Here is a 12,764-nt window from a genome sequence, read left to right as displayed (position 1 = left end):
AGGGGTTGTTTCCGGTGAATCCGGAAACAACCCCTCCTTGTTTGTGCGTACGGTAATTTATGAACATGGGGAGACATTGGCGGCGACGCAAGAGGCTGCACTTCAGAGTGGAGTTGCCTGCGATTCCACGAATTCCGGCCATTCCGAGTCAGGCGTGGCCCGTCATTTTTCTGATCCTGCTGGCCGCGGCTTCCTTCGGCGTGGCTGCTTTCGCGCTGATGCGGCACTCGTGAAATCCGGCTCCTTCCAGAAATCGCTTACCCGCGTTAGACCGCTCCACTGGACACTTCTGGGTTATTTCGTAGTACTCGCATTCATCGCTTTTTGGCCGACCCCAGTGGACCAGCCGGCAGCAGGCGACCTTTCAGTCCTCTTGGATTTGCTGCACCAAAACGGAATACCAGAATGGATCAACTACGGATTCGTCGAGGCCTCGGCCAACGTACTCCTATTTGCACCCGCAGGGCTTCTTCTTGCATTCTCCCTCCGGCGCAAGCGATGGTGGCAGCTCCTGGCGCTCGGTGCGGGAGTATCAGGAACGATAGAGCTCGGCCAGTTGCTGTTCCTGCCACATCGGTATTCAAGCGTGCAGGACATCCTCATGAACACCCTTGGAGTCGGCCTCGGACTGGTGCTTGCGGCAGTGCTGAAACGGCTGCCATTCAGCGCCGCCACGCCTTGAATGACCCCCGATGTCTGCCATGTTAAGTTGTAAATCACAGGTGTCACGCGCGCCTGCCAGCTAGTGAAAGAGCTACACCTTTGGAATCGCCCCAACCCATTCGGATACTGACCGTTTGCACCGGCAACATCTGCCGCTCCCCCGTAGCCGAACGTTTGCTCCAGGCAGGCCTGGACCAAGTCCTCCCCGGCGGCTTTGAGGTCCGGAGCGCCGGCACCCGCGCCATGGTGGGCAGCCCCATCCAACCGCTGTCTGCCGATATCATCCGGACGTATGGCGGAACACCCGATGACTTTGCCGCCCGGCAGCTCACCTCGAAAATCCTGAGGGAAGCGGACCTGGTACTCACCATGGCATCACACCACCGCGGAGAAGTGCTGCAACTGGATGCCTCGCTGCTCAAGCGGACGTTCACCATCCGGGAGTTCGCACGGATGGTGACGGCCCTTGAAGAACGAGGCGACGCATCGCCGTCGGGCTCTGATTACACCCAACTATGGCGAGAATTGCCAGCACGGGCTTCCTCGGTGCGCCACCTCGTCCTCGCGGCGAAATCCTCGGACAACGACGTCGCTGACCCTTACAAACAAGGCGCCGAGGCGTACCTGCGGATGGAAGACGAGTTGGCTCCGGCCATCCTCAGGATTCTGCGCTACGCACGGCTAAGCATGCAGCCGTCCTAGCCGAGGAATTCCTTCATCCAGGTTTTGAGGTCCTCACCGAATTCGGCCCGCTCGGACGCCATGGTGATGACGGCCTTCAAGTAGCTGAGCTTGTCTCCGGTGTCGTAGCGACGTCCGCGGAACACGACCCCGTAAACACCCGCGCCTTCGCATTCGCCCTCCGCGAGCGTCTGCAGGGCATCGGTCAGCTGGATCTCGCCGCCGCGCCCGGGCCCGGTCTCTTCGAGGACATCGAACACAGCCGGGTGCAGGACATAGCGTCCAATGACAGCCAAGTTTGAAGGGGCTTCTTCAACAGAAGGCTTCTCGACAAGGCTGTTGACCCGCACGTAGTCTTCCCCCGCGATGGGTGTAATGTCAGCGCAGCCATACGCGCTGATCTGCGACGGGTCCACCTCGATAAGAGCAATCACCGAGCCGCCGGTCTTCGCTTGAACGTCAATCATGGTTGACAGGAGCTGCTCGCTCTCGTCAATCAGGTCGTCCCCCAAAAGCACAGCAAACGGTTCGTCACCGACATGCTGCTTGGCGCACAACACCGCATGGCCCAAGCCCTTCGGTTCGCCCTGCCGCACATAGTGGATGGGCCCAAGCCCGGAAGCATGCTGCACGGCGTCCAAACGGGCTTCGTCGCCCTTCAGCTCCAACGTGCGTTCAAGATCAGGTGCCCGGTCGAAATGGTCTTCAAGAGCGCGCTTGTTGCGGCCAGTAATCATCAGCACGTCGCTGAGGCCCGCCTTCACGGCCTCCTCGACCACGTATTGGATGGCCGGTTGATCCACTACCGGCAACATTTCCTTCGGCATCGCCTTGGTGGCAGGCAAGAAGCGCGTGCCCAATCCGGCTGCCGGAATAACTGCTTTACGAACCAATCTCCCCATAGACATAGGCAAATCCTACGAATGGATTTCAAAAAGCGCGAATCCCCGAGGCAAGATTTCTGGTTCTCGGGTCAAGAAGTCGCTAGCTCCGGGCCTTGCGTACCGGATGCTCGCTCAGGATGGACAGCCGGTTGAACGCGTTGATGCCGATGCATGCCATGCACAGCACGCTGATCTGCTCCTCGGTGTAGACCTTCCTCGCGCGGGAAAACAGCTCGGCGGTCGGACGGGCGCTGCTCATGCGCGTAATCTGTTCAGCCAGCTCAAGCGCCACCTGTTCGGCCTCGTTAAAGAGGCCGACCTCGCCATGCACCGACACCAGGGAAAGCCGCTGCTCAGTCTCGCCGTAGCGGATGGCGCGGCGGTGATGCAGATCCAGGCAGAAGGCGCAGCCGTTGATCTGCGAAGCCCGGTAGTTCAACAACTCCAAGGTGCGACGCGGGATCCCGGTCCTGTCTGCCTCGGCAGTGACCTGCTCCGCATAGCCGGACAGTGCCTGATAAAGTCCGGGCTGTTGCTTGTCCAAATAGCCTGCGAGCCGCGGTGTATTTTCAGTCATTCGCCGAGCCTATCGGAGCGAACCTCTTAGCCGACGACAGCTGAAGGGGGTGAAATGGGTACGAAATCCACCCCGAACCGCGCGGTGACGGATGCCAAGAAGAAGTCCCTGGCCCGCCACGACCCCACCAATACAGGGCACCAAGCTGGTGAAGTCGTGGCGGCGATCAGTACTCGATACTCCGCGCTCAGGGAGCCACCTGGAGCTGCGAGTTCCCGACGGTTGCCGGGATGGGGAACGGAAGGGTCAGGAAGCTGGTGAGGCCTCCGGTGTAGTGACCGTAGGTATCCGGCACGGTAATGGTGGTCGGGAAGTCTCCCAAGCCTTTCAGTATGACGCCGTTGATCGTGAGGGTAGTGCCGTTGTCCGACCAAGTCACCTCTCCCGAATCGGGCACAGCGCCCTGTCCTGCGTGGCCACAGTCCGAGCCTTTGTAGTCGCCTGTGTGGTTGCTTTCCAGTTCTATCCACAGCCAGGCGCCCCCGCCGTCATGGCCGCTGAGGTTGGCAGACAATTCGATCTGATAGACAGCCGTGTTGCCATAGGCGGACGCCGGCGCGGCGAATCCTAGGCCGCCAGCCACTAACGCAGCTGAGGCAGAAAGTGCAAATGCAGCCTTCCGGCTTAATGCAATTGTTCCGAGAATCTTCATAGCTTGCTCCATCGCCAGTCATTTCATACCTTCGGAAGCGCGAGTAGCTTCCGCATGAGGCTGCGTTCCTGTGAACGCAGCCGAACTCGATTGGGTACGGTCCTGAGGGTAAGCATTCGGCGGGGCGCAGCATAGAGTGGCGGGCACTCGAAACCGACCGGAATTGTTCGAGTAAAGCGGTGATGAACTAACGCAACAGGCGCTGATCGACGCCGTCGGTGCCGGCTATTTGACGCAGGCTATGGCGCCGCCCTGGAGGGCTCCGGTGGAATCCGCGTAGACGTTGCTCGCAGGTGCTGTCGGGGTGGGTGGTGCTTGAGTTGCCGCCCCAGGGGCGGGTGCTGCAGGAGGTGCGGCTGCCGCTGGCGAGGCGGCCGCCGTCGTCGGGGGCGTCGTAGCTGGAGGAGCCGGCGGGACCGTGGTGAGGAGTTCCTTCACGGTGGCCTGCACCTGGGTGACGTTCACGGTGTTGATGGAGGCGCCATCCGGGGAGGTGCCGAAGCCTGTGATCGGCAGGGTGCTGAAGGAGATGTTGCCCCCGGTCAGGGACGTGGCTTGCTGGGCAAGCTGGATCAGGTTCAAGTCCGAATCAACCACGATGTTCTTGCTCACCGCGTCCAGGACACCCTGCATTTTCCCGATGTCGGTGAAGGTCCCGGCGTCTTTGAGCTGGTGGGAGACCGAGGCGATGAAGGCCTGCTGCCGGCGTTCGCGGTCCAGGTCCGAGAACAGGTACGTCGGGTCGGAGGTGTCACGGCGCTGCCGTACGAATGCCATGGCCTGTTTGGCATCGATCTGCTGCATGCCCGCTTTGAAGTCGGCCCCGGAGAAGGTGTCCTGGGTGGCCTTGTTCACGCACACGGTGATGGGTGCGATGGCCTGGGCCGTCTGGTAGAACGCGGCCATGGTGACTTCGAGGAAGTGGTCGATGTGGACGCTGCCCAGGAACTTGGTCACGGTAGCTATTTCGGCTTTGCGCCCGGCGTCGCGGGCCGCCTGGTACGTCGCGTCGTCATCGGGCTTTCCCGCATTGATCAAGGAGGTCTTCTCCGCCGCGAATCCGTAGCCGTACGCCTCTTTGATTTTGGGCTTTGAAGGGGCCGCTTCCCGGTATCCCGTCGACCTGGACGTAGTCATCCCGGGGGATGGAGATGCCCGCGGCTTTGGAACCGTCCGCGGGGATGTGGATGAGCATGAGGACGTTGGAGTTGTAACCGCCGATATTCTCATCCCCCGCGTGCAAGGCGTCATACATCTCCGGGGGAAGAGGCTTGCCCTTCTCGTCAACTCTTGTGTCCAGGCCCATGACCAGGATGTTCGTGTCCTGGCTCAGCTTCGGCACCGCCGCGGGCAGCGTTTTCAGATCCTTGAGGACATCCGAGCGGTGGACGTTGTTGTTGACCGCAACCGCTGTCGCGCCCACATAGGTGACCGCGACGGCGGCGGCCAGGGCCACGGCGGCCGTGACCGCCGTGGCCGAGATCAGGATGATGGATTTGCGCCGGGACTTGCGCCGCATGTGGCGAGGACCTTGAGAGCTTGTATGGGGCCCATCATTCATGCAGTTCTCCTGTCCCCGCCGCGGTTGGCGTGGTGGCTGGGTCCGCGGCGCGACCAGCGGGTAAGCAGATTGTAATCGGCCATCCACGTAATGGTCTCGAAGACGCGGGAAACCATCAGCCGCCAAGGGCTAGCTGGACGACACGGACGATGACCAGGATCATCGCGATCAGCAAGTAGGTGCGCAGGACCGTCAGACCGATCCGGTACCCGGTGGACAGTTTGGGGGCGGTGAGCAGGGCAACCGGGGGCATGCGCCAGGTCGACCGCTGTGACCGGTCGACGGTATCGGGGCTCGGCGCTGCGGGGTGGATCCTGCGATAGATCAGGAACCCGACCCCGGCGACGGCGGAGACGGCGGCGCCTCCGATGAGGATGCCGAGGATGGCGTCCGAGCCCATGTCCGGGAACAACACTCCGGCGGTCAGGACCAAGGAAAGGATCACCAGAACCGCGATCACGGCCGAGGTGAAGACGTTCATGAACCGCCCGTTCACCCAAGGTCCCAGCACTTGCTTGTCATTGCACAGCAGCAGAAGGAACACCGTGGCCGAGGGAAGCAGGACTCCGGCCAGCACCTGGACACCGACCGTGAGCAGTCCCAAAGGGCTGCCCGGGATCAGGACCACAATGGCCGAGAGGAGCAGGACTCCGGCGAACACTGCGTAGAAGCCTTTGGCGTCGGAGACTTTCCGGTGTAGGGAGTGCTTGAGCCCCAAAACGTCACCGAGCGCGTAGGAGGTGGAAAGCCCGACGGCGGCGGCCCCAATGATCGAGGCATCAATCAGTGCGAGGGCGAACAAGACACCGGCAACCTTTCCGACGTGCTGTTCGAGGCCGACGGCGACACCGCCTGCGTCCGTGAAGTTGCCGAACTCCGGGGTGCCGGCGAACGTCGCCGCCGTGAAGGAAATGATCGCCGCCGCGCCCACGATGACGATGGTGATTCCCAGCCAGAGATCGGCCTTCTCGTACTTCAGGAACCGCGGGGTGATGCGCTTGTCGATGATGTACGACTGCTGGAAGAACAGCTGCCACGGCGCCACGGTGGTTCCGACGATCCCGATAATCAGCAAGGTCACCCCGGACAGGTCCGCGCCTTTGGGCATACCGGGTACGACGAAGTCGTGGGCGACTTGTCCGACGTCGGGATGGACCATGAAGATGATCGGCACCAGCAGCAGGGACCCGGCCACCAAGGTCAGGCAGACACGCTCGAAGCGCTTGAAGGAACCCGTGCTCGCGGCGCCCACGATCACCGCGGTGGCCAGGAGGATTCCCGGGATCTTGGGGATGCCCAGGTAGTCCAGGCCCAGGCTGATGCCGATGAACTCGGTGACGATGGTCAGGGCGTTGAGGATGAACAGGTCAATGACGCTGAACGCGCCCCAAAATTTGCCGAAGCGCTCCAGGATCAGGCGGGCATGTCCCACGCCGGAGACGACCCCCAGGCGCAGCACCATTTCCTGGTTCACATACAGCACAGGCACCAGGAGCAGCAGAGTCCACAGCAGGGAGGTTCCGTAGTTCTGTCCGGCCTCGGTGTAAGTACCGAAAGCACCGGCATCATTGTCGCCGACCATGACGATCAGTCCGGGTCCTATGATCGCCAGCAGGGTCTTCAGGCGTGCTTTGGTGCCCGAGCGCGGCTTTTCGTCATTGACGCGGATGGTGCCGAAGGCGCCTTTGATGTCACCGATGTGGGCTGTGTCGAGCGCTGCGGAGGGCGTTGGCAGGGTCTTGGTTTCGGTCATGATGTACCGGCCTTCTGCCCGGAAACGGGCACAAAAAAGTCATGGATGAGCCTCACCGGGCCATTTGGCATGGGTGGGCGTTGTTCAGGCGCGCCGGAAGGAATCAGCGCAGGGTTTCAGCAGTCTGAAGCAGAGTCCGGAAAACGGGACGGGAGACTGCGTTTATGACCATCGTTCATGATGGAACCGTCACCTCCTGCTGCCGTTGGACGCGCCGCGGGGAGGGCAGGCATGGGAGCCTGCACATGCCCCTCCTCGTAAGACCTTTGGCACTTCGCGGCGTGAACCCGGACTGTGTCCAGGAGCCAATCGGGACCACCCCTTAATGCCGGGGCGGCCTGTCCTGACCCGGGGCGTCTCTCGACGTTGGGGGTCGCTGGCATGTTTCCGCGAAGGAGCCTCAGCTAACGAACGGCACCTTGCTCAACATATATACCTCATTTTATCCGTATGAAACAATATAAGCATGGATGCAGATAACGCAGTGTGTGGACGTGAGCCGGACAGCCAGTACGTCGAGCTCGCCGTAGAGGTCTTTGCGATGCTCGCCGACGCCACCCGGGTCCGCATCATTCTTGCGCTGCGCGACGGCGAGTTGCCCGTCAACCAACTCGCGGAACTAGTCCACAAATCCCAGGCATCGGTATCCCAGCATCTGGCCAAGCTACGCCTCGGACGCGTTGTCACCACGAGGCAGGCCGGAACCCGCGTGTACTACCGACTCGCGAACGAGCACGTCCGCCAACTCGTTACCGACGCGATCTTCCAGGCCGAACACTCCCTTGACGGAACTCCGCGCCACCACCACGCTGACGTCATGGACGAGGTGTGAGCCGGCAGCCCGCAATGGCGAGCCCCACCGCCGTCGTGGTTCAACCCTTCTTCACCGTCTAGCGGCGCTTGAGCATCACCGCGACCGCGGTCCCGATGCTCACTGCGACGGCGAGGACCCCAGGTCCGGTCACGGCCTGGCCACGCCACCCCTCCCATGGTGCGGCAGTCGGCAAAAGCAGCACCGCAGGGATCCCAGCCAGCACGAGCACCGCAATGTTGACCGCCAGCCGCGTCCGGCGTCCCGACGGCTCCGGTGCGGCCCCGTCGTCGTGCTTCAGGCGGAAGGGGCGGCGCCAGTCCTCCGCTATTAGCCTGGGTACCCGCCTCACGTACGCGAAGACGTGCACTGCGAGGGTGGCGAGCCAGACCAAGAAGCTGACAACGTGCACCCGGACCAGGATCTCGGGGGCAGGCCCGGTGATGGCCAGGGCGATCCCGCTGCCGATCAGCGTGAGCGTCGAGGCGGCGAGCAGCGGAGCGATCACGCGCAGAAGCGGCCGGGGCGGACCCTTGCGGCGGTAGGCGGGATCCCGCGAGTAGTAGCGAATGAATCGCCAGCCGGTGCTGGCCGTCTTGGCCACGACCGGGCCCGCCAGGAGCACGCCAACGAAGAAGTGCGCCACGATCAGGCTGCCCAGAGTCGGAACAGTGGCGATCTCGGCCACCGAGAGCACCAGCACCACAGCCCCGATCAGGGCGGTCAGGCGCTCGTTGCCGACGACGCCGGATGGCTCACCTTCCGGACGGGGCGTGTTCCACTCTGTCACGCCTTGATGTCCTGGCGGGGGAACACGACTGCGCTCACCACCACGAAGCCGACAATCCACAGGAGCGCTGCCCCCAGGGCCGCCGGATAGCCTTGGGGAGGTGTCGGGCCAACCATGGGCACCGCGGTCCCCACGATGGTGTTGAACACCCGGCCTGGGAACCACTGGGTGACCTGCGGCAAAACCACCGCGATGATGCCTTCGACCACCAGGATATAGGCCAGGGCGATCCCGACACCGGCCGCGACCGAACGAGTGAGCACTGCGATGAGCATGCCCAGGGCACTCACCCCGATGAGGCACAGCACCTCATTGCCCAGGAACGCCAGGAAGACCTGCAGCCCCTCCGGAGAGGTCCAGGCCGCCGTCTGAATCCCCTGGCCTTGAGCAACGGCAAGGATGAAGGTGCCGCTCATGAGCAGGGTGAGCAGCATCGAGAGCAGCACAAAAAGCACCAGCGCCAGCATTTTGCCCGCCAACCACCGCAGGCGGCGCGGCTCACAGACCAACAGGTTGCGCAGCGTCCCTTGGGACCATTCCGCGGCGAGATTGGCTGTCACCATCACCAGCGCGATGGCAATGATCAGGGAACGGGCCTGGCCAATGATCGAAACCAATCCCTGAGGTGTGGGGAACGCAGCGATCAGGCCGGTCATCTCACGGCCGGTGGCTCCGGATGCGATCTGGTGGAACGTCAGATATGCGATGAAGGTGCTCGCCACCAGCATCACCCCGGCGACCGCCAAAACACTCCAGCGGCGGAACTTGAGCAATTCGCTGCGAAACGCACGGATCACGGAAATCATGAACGGTCTCCTCTCAGCAAAGCCAGGAACAGCTGCTCGAGGCTGGCTTCCCTTACTCGGAAGGTCAGGTCCGGCGCGCCGGCTTCCTTGGCCTGCTGGTTCAAGGTCTCGGCGAAACCGGCAGAACAGGCGATGCGCAAGACTTGATCCTCCCTCGTGACCGCATAGCCTGCCTCGCCCGCGATCCGGGCCACCAGATCCAACTGGACCGCGTCCTGGGCTTCGACCACTACCTCGACGCGTTGAGCGAACAGCTCGCGGGCCGGCCCGCAGAACAGGGCCTTCCCCTGATTGAGCATGATCAGCCAGTCGGTGAGCTGTTCCAACTCGCCGAGCAAGTGACTGCTGAGCAGGATGGTTTTCCTCTGGCCGGCCAAACGGCGCAGCATCTCGCGCATCTCGATGATGCCGAGGGGATCGAGGCCATTTGCCGGCTCGTCGAGAATGAGGAGCTCCGGATCGGGCAGCAGGGCCATCGCCACCCCAAGGCGTTGCTTCATGCCCAGCGAATACGTTCCGACCCGATCACGCGCCCGATCGGAGAGTCCCACCACCTCCAGCAGTTCGCTCACGCGGGACCCGGGATGGCCTCCAAGGCGGGCGAGCACCTCCAGATTGGTCCGCCCGGAGAGGCCCGGATAGAACGCAGGAGCCTCGACCAGTGCCCCGACGCTCGGCAGGTAACGCTCGAATTCAGTAAGAGAGTGGCCCAGAACCGTGGCGCTGCCAGCATCCGGTCGCACCAGCCCCAGGAGCAGGCGAATGGTGGTCGTCTTGCCTGCCCCATTGGGACCGATAAAACCTGCGATGGCTCCCGCAGGCACGCGCATGGTCACGCCATCGACGGCGGTATGCCTGCCAAAGTGCTTGCTCAGGCCATGTGTTTCAATTGCGAAAACTGCTGCGGGATCAGGCATGGTCTACATCCGTGCGGTTCATGGAAATAGTTCCTTTCGGGGAATGGACGTTCCCTCGCAGTGAGGTCCCGCAGTGTCCACATAAGAAAGAATGTATCTTGAGGTAGCGGAGGGAAGTGTGATGGAAACGAAACCGGCTGGAACTTCCTTGCTCGACCGGACATTTCGCGTGAGCCTCATCCTGAAGGGCTTGGACGGTGTCCTGGAACTGATCGGCGGCATCCTTCTTTTGGTGGTGACGCCCCAGCAAATCGGAGATCTGGTCCGGTTCCTCACGCAGCACGAACTCGCCCAGGATCCTCACGACTTCCTTGCGAACAGCCTGGTGCACCTGAGCTCCAACCTCTCAGGTTCGGCGACGCTGTTCGGGGCCATCTACCTACTGCTCCACGGACTGGTCAAAATTGTCCTCGTCTGGGCCGTCCTGAAGGACAAGCTCTGGGCCTACCCCTGGATGATCGCGTTCCTGCTGGTCTTCATCCTTTACCAGGGCTACCGAATCGCCGTCGCCTTCTCCTGGGGCCTTGTCCTCCTGACAGCCTTCGACATCTTCATCGTCTGGATCACCGCCCGCGAATACCGCATCCACAAGGCGCGGAATCAACAGGCCTCTCCGGCACCTCAGTCCACTGGCTGAGGCTCGTCCGCGCGCGGGCGCCGCCGGTTCTCATCGACGACGATGTAGGTGATGTTTTTTCTCCGGCCGTTCCTGGAACGGGGCGGGATGGGTTCGGTAGGCGGCAGTCCGCGAGCCTCTGGCCTGCGGGATTGGCGAATGTTTGCGTAGATCAAAAAGAGAAAGAATCCCAGAGACGGGACCAGCATGATGATGATCCAGGGAAAGTTCTCCACGTGCGCCTCCTCCAGGCAGGAAACCGTTCGACTGAGCTCGTTCTTTCTCTTGCTCCTCACGGATGGCAGACACTAAGCATGCTTACTGTCATCGGTTGGGCATTAGTTTAGAGCAAAAACAGGTCAGCGGGTGGTTTCTGGCGCATCTTTTCAAGTAGTTACCACTCAAGCGCCACGCCATGCTGGTCCCTACCCTCAAACCATGATCACCCTCATGCATGGAGGCCCAAGGCGGCCAGAACCCCCAAAGCGGTCACCGAAAGATGTCCTGCAAGATGCGGGGTGGACCATGCTGTCCATCGCCGTGGGCCTCGTACTGATCCCCGCAATCGCCATTGACGAAGCAGGACGCGCCCTATTCCCAGGGAGAAAGCGCGACACTGAGGCAGAGTTCGGCCCGTACATTACTTAGTACCGGCCCCGGTCTTTCCGAGCACGAAACCCGGAAGCCCGCCAACCCCTCAGACCCCGGAGGTGCTGCGCGGAACAGCCATCGCTCGAGCTGCAGGCAAGCTGCCGATCAGCAACAAGATCAGCGCAACAACACCGACGGCGGTGCGCCCGCCGCCGTGGAAAGCGAACGCCGCGATCGTGAGAGGGCTACTGGCGATCATCGCCCACGCCGCCCAAAGTGGGATGGCCCCCGCCCGGTACAGCCCGATTCCGAACAACACATAGGCCGCCAGGTGACCGACCACGTAGACCACGAGGTAGGTGTTCATGACCTCGTCATTGGTGAACCGATCCAACAACGCAGCGTAAGAACCCTGATCCGGACCCTGGGCCATCGTGCTGGCGAGATCGTCCAACGCCGCCAAGGCCGAGAACGGCAGCCAGCCCACCACGCCAAGCAACCCACCGATCGTGGCGAGCCACGGCATGCGGTGGTAACAGAGATAGGCGAGCCCGGCAGCTCCAACGGGGAGCAGGAATGAAGCGGCCACGAATGCTGCCAAATGCACGGCGTTAGTGACCGGGTTAGCTGCTGCGTTCGACTCAATAGTTGACGCTCCGGAGGCGTGGACGGCCGGGGCGAGCAGCCCGCCGACGACGTACCCTAACGGGCCGCCAACGATCGCGGTCACCACGAGCACCCGCAACAGACGCTCGGTCCCGTGCATTGCCGGGACGCTCATGGCCGCGAGGTGCTGCGTCGATGCGCCCGCAGGGTCTGGAAGATCTCGATGAGCAACCGGATCGCGTGATATGCCACCACAACGGCAATGATCGCCGCGACCACAGGATCAAGCCAGTAAAGGCCCTTCGTCACAAAGATGACGGCACCGGCCAGTGCGACTCCGGCCGCAGCCGCGGCATCGCCGGCGGTATCAAGAAGGACGGCGCGCATGTTCAGATCGCCGCCGGCTTTGTTGCTGCCGTCACCGCCGAGGATAAGGGCGCCCGCGAACATCACGACGGCGGCAATCCCGCTGACGATGAGCACCGGCAGTCCGTGAACCTCACTGGTACCGGTGAGGAGGCGTCCAGCCGCGCCGGCCAGAATCGCGACGCTCAAGACGAGCAACCAGCCGGCGTTGACCCCTGCGGCCCACGTCGTGGCCATCGGATATCCCTGCGGACGCTGAGCGGTCGGCGGCAGCTTGGACACCCGGACGGCCAACAAGGACACCCCGATGGCGGCAGCATCGGCCAGGTAGTCAGCGCCTTCTGCGAGCACGCCCAGCGAGTTCGCCGAGATTCCCACAACAAGCAACCCGGCCACCAGTGCAAGGTTCAAAATCAGAACGACGCTCAGCCGACGAGTACGAGTCACCCCTTCAGGGTAACCATCAGGGGACTGCCGGCAGGCTCGGAGT

General features: G+C 62.5%; 16 protein-coding genes and 1 riboswitch. Of the genes, 4 read left to right on the top strand and 12 right to left on the bottom strand.

The features are described from left to right. The first annotated feature begins 229 nt into the window (after positions 1 to 229). Both QRN59_RS13580 and QRN59_RS13575 read left to right on the top strand, forming a co-directional pair. Positions 230 to 682 (top strand): VanZ family protein, encoded by a 453-nt coding sequence (locus QRN59_RS13580; protein WP_284983033.1) that lies wholly within the window; start codon positions 230 to 232, stop codon positions 680 to 682. An 80-nt stretch (positions 683 to 762) separates the two neighbouring features. Continuing rightward, complete coding sequence (locus QRN59_RS13575) at positions 763 to 1,365, top strand: arsenate reductase/protein-tyrosine-phosphatase family protein (RefSeq protein WP_284983032.1); 603 nt, start codon at positions 763 to 765, stop codon at positions 1,363 to 1,365. Here QRN59_RS13575 and galU read toward each other — a convergent pair. The 6 genes from galU to QRN59_RS13545 form a co-directional block, all read right to left on the bottom strand. Beyond that, positions 1,362 to 2,252: a UTP--glucose-1-phosphate uridylyltransferase GalU gene (gene galU, locus QRN59_RS13570; RefSeq protein ID WP_284983031.1), complete on the bottom strand. Its 891-nt coding sequence runs from the start codon at positions 2,250 to 2,252 to the stop codon at positions 1,362 to 1,364. The two genes, QRN59_RS13575 and galU, sit on opposite strands and share 4 nt — an antisense overlap. Before the next feature lie 76 nt (positions 2,253 to 2,328). Then, positions 2,329 to 2,805 carry a carboxymuconolactone decarboxylase family protein gene (locus QRN59_RS13565; protein WP_284983030.1) on the bottom strand — a complete coding sequence of 159 codons (477 nt, stop codon included), beginning with the start codon at positions 2,803 to 2,805 and terminating at the stop codon, positions 2,329 to 2,331. A gap of 187 nt (positions 2,806 to 2,992) precedes the next feature. Then, the gene (locus QRN59_RS13560) at positions 2,993 to 3,388 is read right to left on the bottom strand and encodes a hypothetical protein (protein ID WP_284983028.1); all 396 of its coding nucleotides are present in this window, start codon (positions 3,386 to 3,388) and stop codon (positions 2,993 to 2,995) included. Positions 3,389 to 3,682: 294 nt separating this feature from the next. Further along, a complete protein-coding gene (locus QRN59_RS13555; RefSeq protein WP_284983027.1) occupies positions 3,683 to 4,495 on the bottom strand; it encodes an LCP family protein in 813 nt (270 codons plus the stop codon). Continuing rightward, positions 4,470 to 4,976, bottom strand: coding sequence for an LCP family glycopolymer transferase (locus QRN59_RS13550; protein ID WP_284983026.1), 507 nt, complete (start codon positions 4,974 to 4,976; stop codon positions 4,470 to 4,472). The genes QRN59_RS13555 and QRN59_RS13550 overlap by 26 nt, the downstream gene beginning before the upstream one ends. Before the next feature lie 157 nt (positions 4,977 to 5,133). Continuing rightward, positions 5,134 to 6,771 (bottom strand): NRAMP family divalent metal transporter, encoded by a 1,638-nt coding sequence (locus QRN59_RS13545; RefSeq protein ID WP_284983025.1) that lies wholly within the window; start codon positions 6,769 to 6,771, stop codon positions 5,134 to 5,136. A 244-nt stretch (positions 6,772 to 7,015) separates the two neighbouring features. After that, a riboswitch (M-box (ykoK) riboswitch) is annotated at positions 7,016 to 7,190 on the bottom strand. Positions 7,191 to 7,237: 47 nt separating this feature from the next. Here QRN59_RS13545 and QRN59_RS13540 point away from each other — a divergent pair. Further along, positions 7,238 to 7,603, top strand: a complete 366-nt coding sequence (locus QRN59_RS13540; RefSeq protein ID WP_284983024.1) for an ArsR/SmtB family transcription factor — start codon at positions 7,238 to 7,240, stop codon at positions 7,601 to 7,603. A 58-nt stretch (positions 7,604 to 7,661) separates the two neighbouring features. Here QRN59_RS13540 and QRN59_RS13535 read toward each other — a convergent pair whose 3' ends face one another. From QRN59_RS13535 to QRN59_RS13525, 3 genes are read right to left on the bottom strand one after another with little or no spacing between them, the layout of a single operon-like run. Next, complete coding sequence (locus tag QRN59_RS13535) at positions 7,662 to 8,372, bottom strand: hypothetical protein (protein ID WP_284983023.1); 711 nt, start codon at positions 8,370 to 8,372, stop codon at positions 7,662 to 7,664. Beyond that, entirely contained in the window at positions 8,369 to 9,178 is an 810-nt protein-coding gene (locus tag QRN59_RS13530; RefSeq protein WP_284983022.1) for a DUF2705 family protein, read from the bottom strand. The genes QRN59_RS13535 and QRN59_RS13530 overlap by 4 nt, the downstream gene beginning before the upstream one ends. Beyond that, positions 9,175 to 10,095: an ABC transporter ATP-binding protein gene (locus QRN59_RS13525; protein WP_284983021.1), complete on the bottom strand. Its 921-nt coding sequence runs from the start codon at positions 10,093 to 10,095 to the stop codon at positions 9,175 to 9,177. The genes QRN59_RS13530 and QRN59_RS13525 overlap by 4 nt, the downstream gene beginning before the upstream one ends. A 121-nt stretch (positions 10,096 to 10,216) precedes the next feature. Between QRN59_RS13525 and QRN59_RS13520 the strand changes: the two genes are divergently transcribed. Then, positions 10,217 to 10,732, top strand: coding sequence for a DUF2127 domain-containing protein (locus tag QRN59_RS13520; RefSeq protein ID WP_284983020.1), 516 nt, complete (start codon positions 10,217 to 10,219; stop codon positions 10,730 to 10,732). Here QRN59_RS13520 and QRN59_RS13515 read toward each other — a convergent pair. The 3 genes from QRN59_RS13515 to QRN59_RS13505 all read right to left on the bottom strand — a co-directional run bounded on the left by QRN59_RS13515 (position 10,717) and on the right by QRN59_RS13505 (position 12,721). Next, on the bottom strand, positions 10,717 to 10,947 hold the full coding sequence (locus tag QRN59_RS13515; RefSeq protein ID WP_284983019.1) for a hypothetical protein: 231 nt from the start codon (positions 10,945 to 10,947) through the stop codon (positions 10,717 to 10,719). The genes QRN59_RS13520 and QRN59_RS13515 overlap by 16 nt on opposite strands. Before the next feature lie 461 nt (positions 10,948 to 11,408). Beyond that, on the bottom strand, positions 11,409 to 12,083 hold the full coding sequence (locus QRN59_RS13510; RefSeq protein WP_284983018.1) for a hypothetical protein: 675 nt from the start codon (positions 12,081 to 12,083) through the stop codon (positions 11,409 to 11,411). Continuing rightward, complete coding sequence (locus QRN59_RS13505) at positions 12,080 to 12,721, bottom strand: cation diffusion facilitator family transporter (RefSeq protein ID WP_284983017.1); 642 nt, start codon at positions 12,719 to 12,721, stop codon at positions 12,080 to 12,082. The genes QRN59_RS13510 and QRN59_RS13505 overlap by 4 nt, the downstream gene beginning before the upstream one ends. Positions 12,722 to 12,764 lie beyond the last annotated feature (43 nt).

The organism is Arthrobacter sp. efr-133-TYG-118 (assembly GCF_030209755.1).
GTDB lineage: Bacteria > Actinomycetota > Actinomycetes > Actinomycetales > Micrococcaceae > Arthrobacter.
Note: the sequence above shows the minus strand (reverse complement) of the source record. Positions and strands in the feature narration are given on the sequence as shown.